This window comes from Ruegeria sp. AD5 (genome assembly GCF_056542345.1).
Genome location: NZ_JBQFZR010000001.1, coordinates 222,113 through 237,539 on the forward strand (window position 1 = coordinate 222,113; position 15,427 = coordinate 237,539).

Consider the following 15,427-nt stretch of genomic DNA (forward strand, 5'->3'; position numbering starts at 1 on the left):
AACAGGCGGAGAACAGAACAAATGGCGCAAAAGACGCTTCTGAAGGGACGTGTGCTTAGCTTCAACGGATCACCGTTCGAAGGTGAGCCCACCGATGCGACCAAAATTCACCAAGCCGTCCTGATCGAAGATGGCCGCATCGCGGCACTGGGCCAGGCGTCCGACCTGTCTGACGCGCATCCCGAAGCCAACATTAAGGATTATGGCGATCAGCTGATCATGGCGGGATTTGTGGATTCTCATGTCCACTATCCGCAGACGGCAATGATCGCGAGCTGGGGAAAGCGGCTGATCGATTGGCTGAACAGCTACACGTTCCCTGAAGAGATGAAGTTTGACGACCCCGCCTATGCCGCTGAAATTGCAAACAGATATCTAGACCTGACCGCAGCCCATGGCACCACAACCATGTGCAGCTTTTGCACCATTCATCCAGAGAGTGTTGATGCCTTCTTTACCGCCGCGCAGGCGCGTGGGCAGCGGGTCGTCGCGGGTAAAACCTGCATGGATCGCAATGCGCCTGAGGGGCTGCGGGATACTGCACAAACCGGGTACGACCAGTCCAAAGCTCTGCTTGAAACGTGGCATGGGGTTGATCGCATATCTTACGCCATCACTCCACGATTTTCGCCGACATCGACGCCAGAACAGCTGGAGGCGATGGGCGCGCTTTGGGCCGAGCATCCCGACTGCCTGATGCAAACCCATCTGAGCGAACAGACCGATGAGATCGAATGGGTCCGATCCCTGTTCCCCGACGCGCGCGACTATCTGGACACCTATGAGCAGTTTGGATTGCTGGGCGGAAATGGCCTTTATGGGCACGCAATCCATCTGGAAGACCGAGAGCGGGATCGTCTGCGCGAGGTAGATGCAGCTCTGATCCACTGCCCCACATCAAACACGTTTATCGGCTCTGGCCTGTTTGACATGAATGGTCTGATCCACTCAGGGCACCGCGTGGGCTTGGCCACCGACACCGGAGGCGGCTCAAGTTTTTCAATGCTGCGCACAATGGCTGCGGCCTATGAGATTGGTCAATTGCGGGGCCAACCCTTGCACCCGTCGCAATTGCTTTGGCTTGGAACGGTGGGATCGGCTCGTACCCTGCGGATGGATGACCGAATTGGAAACATCGCCGTGGGCATGGAAGCCGATCTGGCGGTGCTGAACCTCGCATCGACGCCTGCTATCGCCCAGCGCGAAGCTCATGCTGATGATCTTTGGGAAGCGGTGTTCCCGACCATTATGATGGGTGATGACCGTGCCGTAATCGATACCTGGATCGCCGGACGAGCCGTTTCTGATTGATAGGAATGGGCCTATGGCCCATGTCTCCGGCGGAGGTATTTTTAGCCAGATGAAGAGCGGATCCGCTATTCTGCCAGCGCGCGTGCCAGAAGATTCTGGGTTTCTATGACCCTTGGCAGGTCGATCGTGGCGATCTGACTGTTACGAACAATCTGGCGTCCCTCGACAAAGAGGTGTTTGACACGCGTCGGTCCGGCCAGAAGGAGCGCAGCGGGGTCCCAACTGCCTGCACTTTCAATTCCTTGCACGTCCCAAATGGCAATATCAGCTCGTTTACCGGGCATAAGCCGGCCGCAATCGGGCCGATTCAACACATCCGCCCCGCCTCGGGTGGCGATCTCAAGCGCCTCACGGGCCGACATGGCGTCAGCGCCGTTTGCGACTCGTTGCAGCAGCATAGACTGGCGCGCCTCGGCCATCAGATTGCCGCTGTCGTTGCTGGCTGATCCATCCACACCCAACCCGACTGGCACGCCTTGATCACGCATTTTTCGGACTGGCGCGATACCTGAACCAAGACGACAATTGGAACATGGACAGTGCGCAACGCCGGTTCGGCTACGTGCAAACAGGTCAATCTCGGCGCTATCCAGCTTGACACAATGAGCGTGCCAGACATCTGAACCGGTCCAGCCCAATTCTTCGGCGTATTGGCCGGGTCTGCATCCGAACTGATCTTGAGAATAGGCTATATCCTCATCGTTCTCCGCCAGATGCGTGTGCAGCATCACACCTTTGTCGCGCGCTAACAGCGCGGCATCGCGCATCAGGTCCCGACTAACCGAGAACGGCGAACATGGCGCCAAACCAACGCGACACATCGAACCCTCAGATGGGTCGTGATAGGCATCTACTACGCGGATCATATCCTCCAGAATAGCCTGCTCGGATTCGACCAAAGCATCAGGAGGCAGTCCACCATCACTTTCGCCAATGCTCATAGCTCCACGCGTGGGATGAAAACGCAGCCCCAGCTCTGACGCTGCATGGATCGTGTGTTCAAGCCGCGCGCCATTTGGATATAGGTAAAGGTGGTCAGAGCTAAGCGAGCAGCCGGACAGTGCCATCTCGGCCAATCCGATCTGGGCAGATATAAACATCTCGTCAGGACCAAAGCGGGACCAGATGGGATAGAGCGTTCGCAACCAACCAAACAACAATGCGTCCTGCCCGCCGGGAACCGCGCGGGTGAGCGTTTGGTAGAGATGGTGATGGGTGTTCACCAGACCGGGGGTCACAACACACCCATTTGCATCATGTATTTCGCCATCGCTCGTAAGGCGCTGGCCAATCTGGGCAATCTTACCATCCCGAACCAGCAGATCAGCGCCTGCAAGCTCTTGCCGATCATCATCCATCGTCAGGATCATATCGGCGTTACGGATCAGAAATTCTGTCATTTTCGCACTCCCGCATACTGCCCGTCTCATGCATGGAGTGATGGGCTGGTGGAAAACGGGCGTAAGAACCAGCCGTGATCAGTTTAAAGTCGCAAAGAAGGGTCGGCAACCCGTTTAGTATTGCTTCAGAATTTCTAGCGCTGCCGCATGAATCTCAGTATTGGCTGCAGCGAGCGCACGCCCACCATTATGAGCCGGATTGCCCTGCCAATCCGTCACAATACCACCCGCGGCCTCGATCACCGCGATTGGAGCCTGGATATCGTAGGAATTCAATCCGGCCTCGACCACTAGATCGGTTTGACCTGCAGCGAGCAACGCGTAGGCATAACAATCCATCCCATAGCGTGTCAGCTTCGTTTTCTGAGAAACCGCCTTGAATGCGGCGGCCTCGACCGCGCTGCCAACCTCCGGGAAAGTGGTGAAGATGATCGCCTGGTCCAGAGATCGAGTGTCACGCGTCCCAAGTTCTGTGCGTCCCAAAGGGCCTTTGACAAATGCGTGCTCTTTATCTCCGATAAAACGTTCGCCGATATAGGGCTGATCGATCACACCAAGCTTCGGTCCAGTCTCATCGCTTAGGGCGATCAGAACACCCCATGTGGGCGTACCACTTATGAAACCGCGCGTGCCATCAATTGGGTCCAGCACCCAAACTCGTCCGGTAGTTCCCTCGGAATGACCGAACTCTTCCCCCAGGATACCGTCCTCAGGCCGGTGATCAGCCAGCACCCTACGCATTGCTTTTTCTGCTTCGCGATCAGCGGCTGTCACCGGATCAAAACCGGCATCGAGTTTGTTGTCTGTCTTCAGGTTAGATTGGCGGAAAAACGGAAGAATGGCCGCCCGCGCAGCGTCGGCCATTTCTTCGGCAATCTCTAGATCGCTTCGTAGGGTGTTTTGCATTGCTTACCCGTGCGCCCCACACCCCGCGAAGTCAAGCGCTTGTATCAGGCGACGTCGCTCAGCACGCGTGCCAGTTCAAACAGGCGGCGACGCTGGTTTTCCGGGATCGCATAATACGAGCGAACAAGATCAAGCGCTTCTTTGTCACCCATCAAATCCGCAGGAACCGATTTCTTGTCTGCATCCGACTTCTGAGCCTCTTCAAGACCCTCGAAGAAAAAGCTGACGGGAACATCCAACGCTTCGGCAATGTCCCACAAACGCGATGCGCTTATCCGGTTGGCCCCTGTTTCGTATTTTTGGATTTGTTGAAACTTGATACCAACTTGCTGCGCCAACTGCTGCTGAGTCATGCCAATCAGCCAGCGGCGATGCCGGACGCGTTTGCCCACATGGACATCGACGTGATGGGTCATTGGTAGTCTCCTTTACACAAACACCTGTCCGGGAAACCGCGACAGCAGCCATCGCCGCTTAGTTAGCGGGTCGCTGCTTAAGAACTCCCTAATTCGGATCGTGCCCCCCGAACAGCACCATAGTACAATATTGCCGCAATCCGTTATTTTTTCAAGCTGGTTGAATCAGAGAATTCGAACAGTGGTTTGTGGTTGTACGGCCAACATAGAGATTGATAGTTTCTAAATGGGAAACAGTTGATCCACCCTATTCAGTTTAACGCTGTGAAGATTGCGAATGGAATTGACAAACGGTCAAGCCAAACGGCCTATGGCGACAAAAGAGCGGAGACCAATGATGCAGGCATTTCGTATCGAGACCAAAGGGGCACCCGCTCAGCTATGCGAAACACGCGAAGCACCGCTGCAAGAGAACCAAGTTCGTATCGCAATCCGCGCCTGCGGCCTGAACTTTGCAGACCTTCTGATGCAGAAAGGAACGTATCAAGACACCCCCGAAGCACCGTTTACGCTGGGCATGGAGATTGCAGGGATTGTCACCGAAATTGGAAACAATGCTACGCATTTGAAGTTGGGCGATCGTGTTGCAGTCTATTCAGGTCAAGGCGGCCTGGCCGAATCAGGCGTTTTTGATGCGGACCGGGCAATTCCCCTTCCAGATTCCATGAGTTTCGAAGACGCGGCCGCGATCCAAATTGCCTATGGCACCAGCCATATTGCTCTTGCGCACCGGGCGCGACTGCAACCGGGCGAGACCCTACTGGTCACCGGTGCTGCCGGTGGCGTGGGATTGACCGCAGTTGAAATCGGAAAACTGATGGGTGCGACAGTCATCGCCCAAGCCCGCGGGCAGGACAAATTGGCCGTGGCACAAAAAGCTGGTGCAGACCATCTGCTTGACGCAAGCGAAGACCTGCGCGACCGCGTTCTCGCTCTGGGTGGTGCTGACGTGGTCTACGATGCGATTGGTGGAGATGTCTTCAAGGCCGCCTTCCGCGCGACCAACCCGGAAGGCCGCTTGTTACCGATCGGATTTGCCGGAGGTGAGGTGCCCCAGATCCCGGCCAACCATCTATTGGTCAAGAACCTGACCGTGATCGGCGTATATATCGGCGGCTATCTGAATTTCAGACCCGAGATCGTGCGCGACAGCTTCAGCACCTTGTTCCGCTGGCATTCTGAGGGCCGGATTAAGCCTCATATCAGCCACGTCCTGCCCTTGCAGGATGCAGCAAAAGGTTTGGAACTGCTGCGCGATCGCAAATCCACTGGCAAGGTGGTGATCCGCATCAACTCGCCACTTTAAGCGGCTGCGCCGTTGGATGACTGAAGTTCTGGCGCAGCAGGTTCGCAAGCTCTGATACATATTCCTCACGTACCCGCTCTGCACCGTAGAGGTTGATGAACTGCACCGGCAGGTCCGGCAGCACTCCGGCATGGTCAATCAGTTCCTGATGGCTGGGCTGGGTGCCTTCCAGCAAAACTCCCACAGCCAGATCAGCGCTGACGGTGGCTTCAACGGTGCGGTCGGAATCGCTGTCGATGCTCATATCCCATTCGATTCCCGCATCATCCAGCGCCGCTGTCGCAACCGGACGGAAAATGCAATTCCGGCAAAACCCCAGCCGCAAAGGCTTTTGGCGCCAGGCAGATCCGTTCAGCGCGCCAACCCAACGCAAAGGCATATGGTGCAGGGTTTCGGCACCTTCGCCCGCACCCGATTCCGTAGTCACAATCAGATCGAAGCTTCCGCGTGCGAACTCTTCTTTCAAGTGCCGCGTGTTGGAAGTGACCAAGTTCACGCTGACCCGAGGAAAGCTGGCATTGAAACGCTTCAACACGCGCGGGATGAACGGATGAACGACGTCATGCGGTACGCCTAGCACGACCTCGCCCTCAAACGCCTGATCCGTCAACCGCCCGATTACCTCATCATTCAACGCAATCATCCGCCGCGCATAAGCCAGCAACTGCTCTCCGGACGCCGTTAGCGCGATGGTTCGGCCGGATCGATCCAGTAATTCCAGGCCCAAAAGCTCTTCCAGCCGCTTGAGCTGCATTGAGACTGCAGATTGCGTGAGGTGAAGAAATCCAGCGGCACGCGTCACGCCACCATGATCAGCAACAGCCACGAAAGACCGCAAAGTAGTGATGTCCAGATTTCGCATGTTCAAGATTCCTTATGAGACTCGTCATAAACATTCATTTCCAAAATATGTCAGACTGCTCCATATAGATCAAGGAAATTGATTGAAACGCCACGTTTCATCAGACAATCAGGAAAGGGCAATACTCATGACCCATATAGCCATCTCAACCCCTCGTCGCATCAAGCGTAAGGCAATTGGCGACCGGATACTTGACCTGCTTAGCCTCGCTCGTCAGCGTCGCGAACTCGCCCAGCTTGATGATGATGCACTGAATGACATCGGCGTTTCACGCAAAGACGCGCGTAACGAAGCAGAGCGCCCGTTCTGGGACGCGCCCGACAGCTGGCACAAACATCTGTATTAATTCGAAAATACCGGCGGCTTGAGGGATTTGGCGACCAAGCCGCCGGTTTTTTGGCGACAGTTGCAAAAATTGCCGACAGTTTTGCTGAGTTTCAGGCTTAAAACCCTTGAAACGTGGGCCACACTCTCCGATATTTACCGGGAAACCGGCTCGCATCCGTGGGCTGCGAACAGAATATTGAAGGGAGACCCCTATATGGCACAATTCGACACGATCCGGACGGCGTCCGGCGCGCGCGCTGCCGAGATAGACGAGGGCCTGCGCGCCCATATGAACAAAGTCTACGGCACGATGTCCGTAGGCATGCTGATCACATTTGCCGTGGCATGGGCCGTGGGCTCGAGCCCGCAACTGCTGTCGATCTTCCGTGATCCGGTCACGCTGAGCCCCAATATCCTGGGCTGGATCGTGATGTTTGCACCTTTGGCGATGGTGTTTGGCTTTGGCGCTGCGATCAACCGGCTGTCTGCATCTGGCGCACAGCTGTTTTTCTATGCATTTGCAGCAGTCATGGGCCTGTCGCTGAGCTGGATCTTCGTAGCCTTTACAGGCATTTCGATCGCGCAAGTGTTCCTGGTGACTTCGATCGCGTTTGCAGGTCTTTCGCTGTACGGTTATGTGACCAAGAAAGACCTTTCGGGCATGGGCACCTTCCTGATGATGGGTGTGATTGGCCTGATCGTTGCGATGGTCATCAACATCTTCCTGCAATCACCAGCGATCATGTTCGCAGTGTCGATCCTGGGTGTGCTGATCTTTGCCGGCCTGACCGCCTATGACACGCAGAAGATCAAAACCACCTATCTGCAGATGGCTCATGCTGGCGATCAGGAATGGCTTGGCAAAGCGGCGATCATGGGTGCATTGAACCTGTATCTGGACTTCATCAACATGTTCATGTTCCTGCTGCAACTACTGGGCAACAGAGAATAAAACCGCTTCCAACAGAATACAGAAAGCCCCGCTTGGCACTCCGCTAAGCGGGGCTTTTTTTTATGTTGCTCTTCAAAAGCCCATACCAAGCCTTGGTGAAATCGCATGATGTTCCGACCAGTTTCTTTTGCCTCCACAAATTTTACACGCCCTCATAGCCGGCTGTCGCCCGTATTTACGCATAGTTCTCATGCTCGACTCACCGATTCCCATCAAAGCTCGGCGAACAATGATCTGCGTGCAGTTACTGTAGCAGTTGGCAGTCATCCTTCTTGGCGCAACCCTAATTTTGCACCACTCTGAAAGCCGCATTTGCAAGTTAGCATGTGCGTTCATCAGCGCCTTTCACCATTGGTACGTTCGTGTACTTGGTCGATCCAATCAAAGAATTTCATAATTTTGATTGCCGAAACCGGTTTCGGAGAAAACAAATAGAAGAATGATGACGAATCCAAATCTCCAGCAACCGCAGTCTCGCCCCCGGAGTCATTCTGGCCCCGGCAGGGTAAAACTGGATCAATTGGCCGATCATCTTGGGCTTTCTAAGAGCACGGTGTCCCGCGCCCTGAATGGATATACCGACATCTCGGAATCCACGAGAAAGCGCGTTCAAACCACGGCGCGAAAGATGGGCTATCGCCCACTCAGCCATGCGCAGGCGATACGAACCGGGCGGGTGCGCGCCATTGCCATGGTCATCAACAGCGAAGAACCAGACAGGCATAACCCATTTCTTCAGGACTTTCTGGCCGGAGCATGCGAAGCGGCGAGCGCATCCGACTGGACGATGACGATTTCTACGGCGAAGTCCGAAAAAGATATGCTTGATGTATTGGGGCGGCTTGTCGAAGAGCGCAAAGCCGATGGATTCATTCTGCCCCGGACCGAGGTCGACGATGCGAGGGTGAAATACCTGCAAGAGTTGAAGGTTCCCTTCATCATGTATGGCCGCACGGGGTATGGGCAGGCGGACTGGCAGGATGAGACATCCTGGTTCGACATTTCGGGTGAATCTGCAACCCGTGATGCGGTCGGTCGGCTCGTCGATTTTGGCCATACGCGTATCGGCTATGTCGGTAGCGATCCGAAATTCAACTACAGCCATCTGCGCCGTGACGGTTATCTTGAAGGTCTCAAGATCGCGGCCTTGCCTGCCGATCCCGAGTTGATCCGGGAAGGTGCTCGTACGCGCGAGGAGGGTGCGGTTGAGGCACGCGCGCTTTTGACGCTGAATCACCCACCTACTGCAATAGTGTTTGCAACGGATCTGGCTGCGCTGGGGTGTTACTCGGTCTGTACAGAACTGGGCCTCGAGGTCGGGCAAGATGTATCAATTCTGGGATATGACGGCATCCCTGAATGCCAATATGTCAGCCCTGGCCTAACCACGTTCAGCGTCGATTCTAAGCGGGCCGGAGAACGCCTTGCGACGATGCTGATCAGTCAGACTCGCGGTGAAGCGCCCGCAGATCTGCGTGAGATTGGTGAGGCCGATCTGATCGAACGCAGTTCCGACGGGCCACCAAGCGTTACAGCCGAGGAACTGGCCCGAAAAATTCAACTTTCAAAAGATCATAACCGGGGAGGAAACCGACTATGAAACTTGCACCTTTAGCATCGCGAATGATGCTTGGAACATCGCTTGCGCTAGTATTGGCGGCGACGTCAGCTCAGGCGGATACGATCCGCTTCTGGACCACCGAAGAACAGCCCGAGCGGCTGGCCAAGCAACAGGAAATGGCTGACCAGTTCAAGGCTGAAACCGGCACCACGGTCGAGGTTATCCCGGTCACCGAAAGTGATCTGGGTACACGCGCCACAGCAGCATTTGCCGCCGGAGACCTGCCAGATGTGGTCTATCATCCGCTGCAATATGCCCTGCCATGGGCTGAAGCGGGCATTCTGGACACCGAAGCCGCCACCGAAGTGATCGAAGAACTGGGCGCCGACACCTTCGCCCCCGGCGCGCTTGGTATGGCGGCGTTCAATGACGAAACCGCGTCGGTACCGGTCGATGGATGGACCCAAATGGTTGTCTACCGCAAAGACCTGTTTGATGAAGCGGGCCTTGAGGCCCCGAACTCATTCGCCAACGTCGTCGCTGCGCTGGAGCAGTTGCACAACCCGCCCGAGATGTACGGTTTCGTTGCTGCAACCAAAGTTGATGAAAACTTCATGAGTCAGGTTTTGGAGCATGTGTTCCTCGCCAATGGCGTGACCCCCGTTGGCGCGGACGGATTCCAGCCGCTGGATGAAGCCAAGACCATAGAGGTATTGGATTTCTACAAGGCGATCTCGAAAGCCTCGCCCCCGGGTGAGCTATTCTGGAAACAATCGCGCGAGCTGTATTTTGATGGCAAAGCAGCGATGATCATCTGGTCGCCCTTCATCCTTGACGAACTGGCCGGTCTGCGCGACAGCGCCCCGCCGACGATCAACGATGATCCGACCTCGCGCGATCTGGCCTCGAAGACCGGTATCGTCACTAACTTCTCGGGCCCATCGAACCCGGATGGCGCGGCTTGGGGTGACGTTCGTTACTTTGGCATCACCAACGACGCCGACACCGACGCGGCGATGGAGTTCGTGAAATTCGCCATGGACGACGGCTATACTCAAACACTGGCCATCGCACCCGAGGGCAAGTTCCCGGTCCGTCGCGGTAATGCTGACAACCCGACCGCGTTCTCGGAAGCATGGGCAGAGCTGCCTGTTGGCGTGGACCGCAAAGCCCCGTTGGGCGAGCTGTATGATCAGGCGATGATCGATGAGATCGTCGGCGGTCTGGACGTGGCGCAGCGCTGGGGCGTTGCTGAAGGCCAGCTGGCTTTGGCGTCCAAAATGATCAACAGCCAGGCAATTAACCGGGTCGTGCGCCAATATATCGACGATGAAATCGATGCCGCCGCTGCAGTGGCCGCAATGAACGACGAGCTCGCGAAGGTTCAGTAACCTTGTGACACATGCAGCGGCGATTACGCCGCTGCACCCAACCCTTCGAGGTATCCCATGTCTTCGGCCACCCCACCGACCGGAACCGGGGCTCTAGCCAAACGCGAGGCGCGTCTGGCCTGGACGCTGCTGGCTCCGACAGTGATCAGTGTATCGCTTGTGGTGATCCTGCCCTTGCTGGCGATCTTTTGGATCAGCTTCAAGCCCTTCACCCTGTCTGACCTTCGTCCGCCTGCACCTGTGGTGCGTGAAAGCCTGCGCGGATCGGGAGACGATCTGCGGATTGAATACCGCGTCCGCAACTCAAGTCAGGACATCGCCGTTGTCGGAGTCACCCTGACAGATGTTCTACCGGACGGCGTGACGGCGCGCGAAGTTGCAAGTCCCTGTGTTCTGGACGGGCAAAACCTGTTCTGCGATTTCGGCACACTGGAAGGCGGTCAACGCGAACGCATCCGTATTCCGGTCACATTGGACGGAGATCCGGACGCTTTCGAAGAGCTGCTCGAAGGATCAGAGCCCGGCGTGACCGGGAGCGGACCCAGCGTCCTGACCAACCTTGAATTCAGTCTGGAAAACTACGCCCGTGTCTTTGATGGAGACGAGTTCTGGGGCGTGCTGTGGGTCACGTTGTTCTACACCGTGGTCGGCACCATTGGAGCTTTGGTGATGGGCCTGTTTGCAGCCTTGTTGCTGAACAAAAGCTTCAAGGGACAAGGGTTCATACGCGGCCTCTATCTGTTCCCCTATGTGGCGCCAGTCATCGCTGTGGCCTTCACATGGGTCACCTTGTTCGACCCGTTCTCAGGTTCTGCCAACGCATTGTTGGTGCAGATGGGACTAAGCAGTGAACCGATCAACTTCTTCGGGGAACGCCCTTTGGCGCTGATCATGGTGACAGTGTTCGAGATCTGGCGCTATTTCCCGCTGTCGTTCCTGTTCATTCTGGCGCGGATGCAATCAATCGACTCCAGCATGTATGAAGCAGCAGATATGGATGGAGCCTCACCATTCCAGAAATTCTGGCTACTGAGCATCCCGCAACTGCTGGGCATCCTGTCGGTACTGTTCCTGCTGCGTTTCATTTGGACGTTCAACAAGTTCGACGACATCTTCCTGCTGACCGGCGGCAATGCCGGCACCCGTACTCTGACCGTAAATGTCTATGAACAGGCCTTTGCGGTTTCGAACATCGGCGCAGGCGCAGCGGTGGCCGTTGTGATCCTGATGTGCCTGATCGCCTTCAGCTTCGTCTTCTTCCGCTTCATCAGCCGCGAGGAGGGTTTGTGATGCGCAAAGGGTATATAACCGCCCCGATTCTAGGCGCGCTCTGGCTGGTGGTGATCGCCACTACTGTCGCCATCACCATGTCATTCTCGACCGGGGCTGCGTTCCGGCCACAGGTCTTGCTCTGCTTGATATGGGGGGCTGTTGCCGGTCTTGTGTATGTCCGCTTCCCGGCGCAACGCGCACCGGCCCGACTGGGTGTTTCCGCCTTGTTAGGCCTGTCTTGCCTGACCGGAGTCGGGCCTGTCCTGATCGGCTCTGACACATCCCTGCAGGCAATACTGGTCACCGTCGTGGCGATGGCGGTCGTGATACACCTATCCGTTGCCGCAATCCTGAAAGAGACACCGTTCGGCGAGCTCACCCGCCACGAATACGAAGAGGCCGTGATCCGGTTCTGCACGGGCTTTGGCTATATCTTCTTCACGGCGATCGTGATCATTCCGTTCTATGTGATGGTGATGACCAGCCTGAAGTCGCAACAGGCCCTGTTGCAGAACCCGCTGGATTTCTCGGTAGATCTGTCACAAGGCACCGCGCTGTTTCGCAGCTATACCGAGCTGTTTCGCGATTTCAACTTCGGCACCTATCTTTGGACCTCGCTCTACGTCTCGGTCCTGACGGTCTTTATCACCCTGCTGTTCAGCGTCCCCGGAGCCTATGCCGTCGCGCGGTTCCGTTTCTCGGGGCAAAAGGCGTTCTCACGCTCGATCCTGCTGATCTACATGGTGCCGATGATCGTCCTGGCATTGCCGATCTATATCGCGTTCTCGCTGACCGGCTTGCGCAACTCGATCCTTGGCATCGTCATGATCTACCCGGTCACGACGATCCCAGTCGCGCTGTACATGCTGCAAGGATATTTCCGTGGTTTGCCGACGGAAGTGGAAGAGGCCGGTCTCATGGATGGGCTTTCGCGGCTGGCAGTGATTTGGAAGATTACGCTGCCGCTTAGCCTGCCTGCGCTGGCGTCGGTCTCGCTCTACGTCTTCATGATCGCTTGGAACGAGTTCCTGCTGGCCTTCATGCTGCTGGACGACCCTTCGAAATTTACCCTGACCCGAGGCGTCACGATGCTGAACTCCTCGGAAATTCCCCGACAGCATCTGATGGCCGGTGCGGTGATCGCCACCGTTCCGATCATGGCGCTGTTCCTGGGACTTGAACGTTTCATGACTAAGGGCCTGACTGCGGGGTCCGTCAAAGGATGACTGAGATGAACCAACATACAAACCCCGACCGCGAGGCGCGCAACATTCTGGTTGCCAATGATCGCGGCGGCTACACCATCCCGACCGAAGGGCTTTACCCCTATCAATGGAATTGGGACAGCGCGATTGCGGCGCTTGGTTTTGCCGAGTTCGACATTGATCGAGCCTGGGTGGAACTAGAAACACTGTTCTCGGGCCAATGGGATGATGGAATGGTGCCGCATATCCTGTTTCACAAACAGGATGACGGATATTACCCCGGCCCGGATGTCTGGGGTGGCCACGGGCCGATCCCGTCCTCTGGCATCATTCAGCCCCCGGTGGCTGCAACTGTGGCGCGGAAGATCTGGGAAAAAGATGGCAATGCAGGCGCGGACCGCGTTCGCGCGCTCTTCCCATCTCTGCTGGCGTGGCATCGCTGGATCATGAGATGGCGACTCGACGAACACGGCGCGGTCTGCACCACGCATCCGTGGGAAGCTGGTCGCGACAATGCACCGGACTGGGACAAGGCAATGGAGGGCGTAGATCCCACAGGTGTCGGAGACTACCAGCGTCGTGACACAAGCCACGTCAACAGTGCAGACCGACCGACCAAATACGACTATGACCGCTATATCAAATTGGTTCAGATCGGCTGCCAGGCCGACTGGGATCAACAGAAGTTGCTGAGCCTGAATCCCTTCCGAGTCGCAGATCCGACGATGACATTTATCACTCTGCGCGCCGCACGCGATCTGCAGGAGATCAGCGAAAGGCTTGGAATTGCTGCGGATGGACTAAGTAGCGACATTCAAAGGCTCGAAGCGGGCGCGCGATCTTTGTGGAACGAAACGCTGAGCTCGTTTGACTCGCGTGATGCGCTGACTGGTGATTGGGCCGGAAGCATCTCTAACGCGTCGTATCTTTGCTGGTTTGGGGGACTTGATTCACAGCACATGCTGGAGCGCCTGCGGGCGACGCTTGCAAAAGTACCCTTTCCAGTTCCCAGCTATGACCCCACGATGCCCAACTTCGACCAACGCAGGTACTGGAGGGGTCCCACTTGGGGGTTCATGAATATGCTGATCGGGTTTGGATTGGCTGACATGGGGCACCTGGAAGAAGCGGAGGCACTGCGCCAGAAAACGTCGCAGCTGATCGCAACGAACGGCTTCGCTGAATACTACGATCCTCTGACCGGCAGCCCTGCCGGAGGGAATTCATTCACCTGGACAGCCGCGGTTTGGCTGCATTGGGCAGGGAGGAACTAATGGGCAGCATCGAACTAAAATCCGTCGAAAAGTGGTTTGGCTCGGCCCAGGTCATCAAAGGCGTTGACCTAATGATTGATGAAGGTGAATTCATCGTCTTCGTCGGCCCGTCGGGCTGTGGAAAATCCACCCTGCTTCGCATGATCGGTGGGCTTGAAGATATCTCGCGCGGATCGCTACTAATCAACGGCAATGATGTCACGGATCACCCACCCTCCAAGCGGGGTCTGACGATGGTGTTCCAGTCCTATGCGCTTTATCCCCACCTGACGGTCGCCGAAAATATGGGGTTCTCACTTAAGGTCGCGGGTGTTCCGAAGGCCGAGATAGCAGAGCAGGTCAATAAAGCCGCCGAGGTTCTCAAGCTGGGACCGTTTCTGGAACGTCGCCCCAAGGACCTGTCCGGTGGACAGCGGCAGCGTGTTGCCATTGGTCGTTCTATCGTGCGCGACCCGACGGCGTTTCTGTTCGATGAACCGCTTTCGAATCTTGACGCAGCGCTTCGTGTCGAAATGCGTTACGAAATCGCGAAACTTCATCAGAACCTAAAGCGCACTATGATCTACGTGACGCACGATCAGGTTGAAGCGATGACATTGGCCGACCGCATCGTCGTGCTTGAGTACGGCAAGATCGCGCAAGTCGGCACACCCCGCGAGCTTTACGAACGCCCTGCCAACCTGTTTGTCGCACAGTTCATTGGTAGCCCCAAAATGAACATATTGCCTTGCACGACTCAGAACGATGGCTACACTTTGGAACATGGCAGAGGCGGCGACTTCGCACGCTCGGGTGTAGCAAGCAAACTCGGCATTCGCCCCGAACACATCGATGTTGTATCATCGGGCGATGGGCAATGTGATGGCATCATCGAGGTGATTGAGTATCTGGGGGCAGATACCTTCCTGATCGTGGATTGCGGCGCCGAAGAGAAGGTTACCGTGCGCCTGAATGGGGACACCGCTCTAAAGCCTGGGGCAAAGATCGGCCTGCATTTTCCCACCGACAAACTTCATTTCTTTGACGAGAATGGGCAGGCATTGGTAGAGCAATGAACGTTGCTTTCTATCAGTTGAGGTTAAACAGTTCTGCTGATCGGGTCTGAGTTTCACCACTGATTATTCTTTGGCGGTGAGGCGAAATAGAGAGCACGCATAGCGCTTGCTTGGATGCCAACGGATGGCGGGGGCCTCTGAACTCGCGTGATCATCGTCCGGTGTGTCACATGGATTGAATGACCGCTG

14 protein-coding genes are annotated in these 15,427 nt (G+C 56.2%); 10 read left to right on the top strand and 4 right to left on the bottom strand.

Annotation, left to right across the window (positions count from 1 at the left end):
* Window positions 1–21: 21 nt before the first annotated feature.
* A complete protein-coding gene (gene guaD, locus ACR0JG_RS01090) occupies window positions 22–1,311 on the top strand; it encodes a guanine deaminase (protein WP_480567251.1) in 1,290 nt (429 codons plus the stop codon).
* Window positions 1,312–1,376: 65 nt separating this feature from the next.
* Here guaD and ACR0JG_RS01095 read toward each other — a convergent pair whose 3' ends face one another.
* The 3 genes from ACR0JG_RS01095 to ACR0JG_RS01105 all read right to left on the bottom strand — a co-directional run bounded on the left by ACR0JG_RS01095 (window position 1,377) and on the right by ACR0JG_RS01105 (window position 4,033).
* Complete coding sequence (locus ACR0JG_RS01095; protein ID WP_480567253.1) at window positions 1,377–2,711, bottom strand: 8-oxoguanine deaminase; 1,335 nt, start codon at window positions 2,709–2,711, stop codon at window positions 1,377–1,379.
* Window positions 2,712–2,825: 114 nt separating this feature from the next.
* The gene (gene hisN, locus ACR0JG_RS01100; protein WP_170392196.1) at window positions 2,826–3,617 is read right to left on the bottom strand and encodes a histidinol-phosphatase; all 792 of its coding nucleotides are present in this window, start codon (window positions 3,615–3,617) and stop codon (window positions 2,826–2,828) included.
* 44 nt (window positions 3,618–3,661) lie between these two features.
* The gene (locus ACR0JG_RS01105; RefSeq protein ID WP_170343628.1) at window positions 3,662–4,033 is read right to left on the bottom strand and encodes a helix-turn-helix domain-containing protein; all 372 of its coding nucleotides are present in this window, start codon (window positions 4,031–4,033) and stop codon (window positions 3,662–3,664) included.
* Window positions 4,034–4,370: 337 nt separating this feature from the next.
* Between ACR0JG_RS01105 and ACR0JG_RS01110 the strand changes: the two genes are divergently transcribed.
* Entirely contained in the window at window positions 4,371–5,339 is a 969-nt protein-coding gene (locus tag ACR0JG_RS01110; protein WP_480567255.1) for an NADPH:quinone oxidoreductase family protein, read from the top strand.
* Here the strand turns inward: ACR0JG_RS01110 and ACR0JG_RS01115 are convergent.
* Entirely contained in the window at window positions 5,323–6,201 is an 879-nt protein-coding gene (locus ACR0JG_RS01115) for a LysR family transcriptional regulator (RefSeq protein WP_170512372.1), read from the bottom strand. The genes ACR0JG_RS01110 and ACR0JG_RS01115 overlap by 17 nt on opposite strands.
* A gap of 127 nt (window positions 6,202–6,328) precedes the next feature.
* Here ACR0JG_RS01115 and ACR0JG_RS01120 point away from each other — a divergent pair, with 127 nt between their 5' ends.
* The 8 genes from ACR0JG_RS01120 to ACR0JG_RS01155 all read left to right on the top strand — a co-directional run bounded on the left by ACR0JG_RS01120 (window position 6,329) and on the right by ACR0JG_RS01155 (window position 15,238).
* On the top strand, window positions 6,329–6,547 hold the full coding sequence (locus tag ACR0JG_RS01120; RefSeq protein ID WP_170401585.1) for a YjiS-like domain-containing protein: 219 nt from the start codon (window positions 6,329–6,331) through the stop codon (window positions 6,545–6,547).
* A 195-nt stretch (window positions 6,548–6,742) separates the two neighbouring features.
* Window positions 6,743–7,480, top strand: coding sequence for a Bax inhibitor-1/YccA family protein (locus ACR0JG_RS01125; protein ID WP_010441904.1), 738 nt, complete (start codon window positions 6,743–6,745; stop codon window positions 7,478–7,480).
* Window positions 7,481–7,922: 442 nt separating this feature from the next.
* The gene (locus ACR0JG_RS01130; RefSeq protein ID WP_480568992.1) at window positions 7,923–9,080 is read left to right on the top strand and encodes a LacI family DNA-binding transcriptional regulator; all 1,158 of its coding nucleotides are present in this window, start codon (window positions 7,923–7,925) and stop codon (window positions 9,078–9,080) included.
* Window positions 9,077–10,432, top strand: coding sequence for an extracellular solute-binding protein (locus ACR0JG_RS01135; RefSeq protein WP_170392204.1), 1,356 nt, complete (start codon window positions 9,077–9,079; stop codon window positions 10,430–10,432). Before ACR0JG_RS01130 ends, ACR0JG_RS01135 begins: the two co-directional genes overlap by 4 nt.
* Window positions 10,433–10,489: 57 nt before the next feature.
* Entirely contained in the window at window positions 10,490–11,722 is a 1,233-nt protein-coding gene (locus ACR0JG_RS01140) for a carbohydrate ABC transporter permease (protein WP_170512412.1), read from the top strand.
* Window positions 11,722–12,930, top strand: coding sequence for a carbohydrate ABC transporter permease (locus ACR0JG_RS01145; protein WP_480567258.1), 1,209 nt, complete (start codon window positions 11,722–11,724; stop codon window positions 12,928–12,930). Before ACR0JG_RS01140 ends, ACR0JG_RS01145 begins: the two co-directional genes overlap by 1 nt.
* Window positions 12,931–12,935: 5 nt before the next feature.
* Window positions 12,936–14,183 carry an MGH1-like glycoside hydrolase domain-containing protein gene (locus ACR0JG_RS01150; protein WP_480567260.1) on the top strand — a complete coding sequence of 416 codons (1,248 nt, stop codon included), beginning with the start codon at window positions 12,936–12,938 and terminating at the stop codon, window positions 14,181–14,183.
* Window positions 14,183–15,238, top strand: coding sequence for an ABC transporter ATP-binding protein (locus ACR0JG_RS01155; RefSeq protein ID WP_170392212.1), 1,056 nt, complete (start codon window positions 14,183–14,185; stop codon window positions 15,236–15,238). The genes ACR0JG_RS01150 and ACR0JG_RS01155 overlap by 1 nt, the downstream gene beginning before the upstream one ends.
* Window positions 15,239–15,427 lie beyond the last annotated feature (189 nt).

Excerpts from the sequence above, each read along its gene's own strand:
- ACR0JG_RS01125 (WP_010441904.1), top strand. The coding sequence starts at position 6,743 with ATGGCACAATTCGACACGATCCGGACGGCGTCCGGCGCGCGCGCTGCC.
- ACR0JG_RS01155 (WP_170392212.1), top strand. The coding sequence starts at position 14,183 with ATGGGCAGCATCGAACTAAAATCCGTCGAAAAGTGGTTTGGCTCGGCC.
- ACR0JG_RS01115 (WP_170512372.1), bottom strand. The coding sequence starts at position 6,201 with ATGCGAAATCTGGACATCACTACTTTGCGGTCTTTCGTGGCTGTTGCT.
- ACR0JG_RS01095 (WP_480567253.1), bottom strand. The coding sequence starts at position 2,711 with ATGACAGAATTTCTGATCCGTAACGCCGATATGATCCTGACGATGGAT.
- ACR0JG_RS01135 (WP_170392204.1), top strand. The coding sequence starts at position 9,077 with ATGAAACTTGCACCTTTAGCATCGCGAATGATGCTTGGAACATCGCTT.
- hisN (WP_170392196.1), bottom strand. The coding sequence starts at position 3,617 with ATGCAAAACACCCTACGAAGCGATCTAGAGATTGCCGAAGAAATGGCC.
- ACR0JG_RS01150 (WP_480567260.1), top strand. The coding sequence starts at position 12,936 with ATGAACCAACATACAAACCCCGACCGCGAGGCGCGCAACATTCTGGTT.
- ACR0JG_RS01120 (WP_170401585.1), top strand. The coding sequence starts at position 6,329 with ATGACCCATATAGCCATCTCAACCCCTCGTCGCATCAAGCGTAAGGCA.
- ACR0JG_RS01105 (WP_170343628.1), bottom strand. The coding sequence starts at position 4,033 with ATGACCCATCACGTCGATGTCCATGTGGGCAAACGCGTCCGGCATCGC.
- ACR0JG_RS01145 (WP_480567258.1), top strand. The coding sequence starts at position 11,722 with ATGCGCAAAGGGTATATAACCGCCCCGATTCTAGGCGCGCTCTGGCTG.
- ACR0JG_RS01130 (WP_480568992.1), top strand. The coding sequence starts at position 7,923 with ATGACGAATCCAAATCTCCAGCAACCGCAGTCTCGCCCCCGGAGTCAT.
- guaD (WP_480567251.1), top strand. The coding sequence starts at position 22 with ATGGCGCAAAAGACGCTTCTGAAGGGACGTGTGCTTAGCTTCAACGGA.
- ACR0JG_RS01110 (WP_480567255.1), top strand. The coding sequence starts at position 4,371 with ATGCAGGCATTTCGTATCGAGACCAAAGGGGCACCCGCTCAGCTATGC.
- ACR0JG_RS01140 (WP_170512412.1), top strand. The coding sequence starts at position 10,490 with ATGTCTTCGGCCACCCCACCGACCGGAACCGGGGCTCTAGCCAAACGC.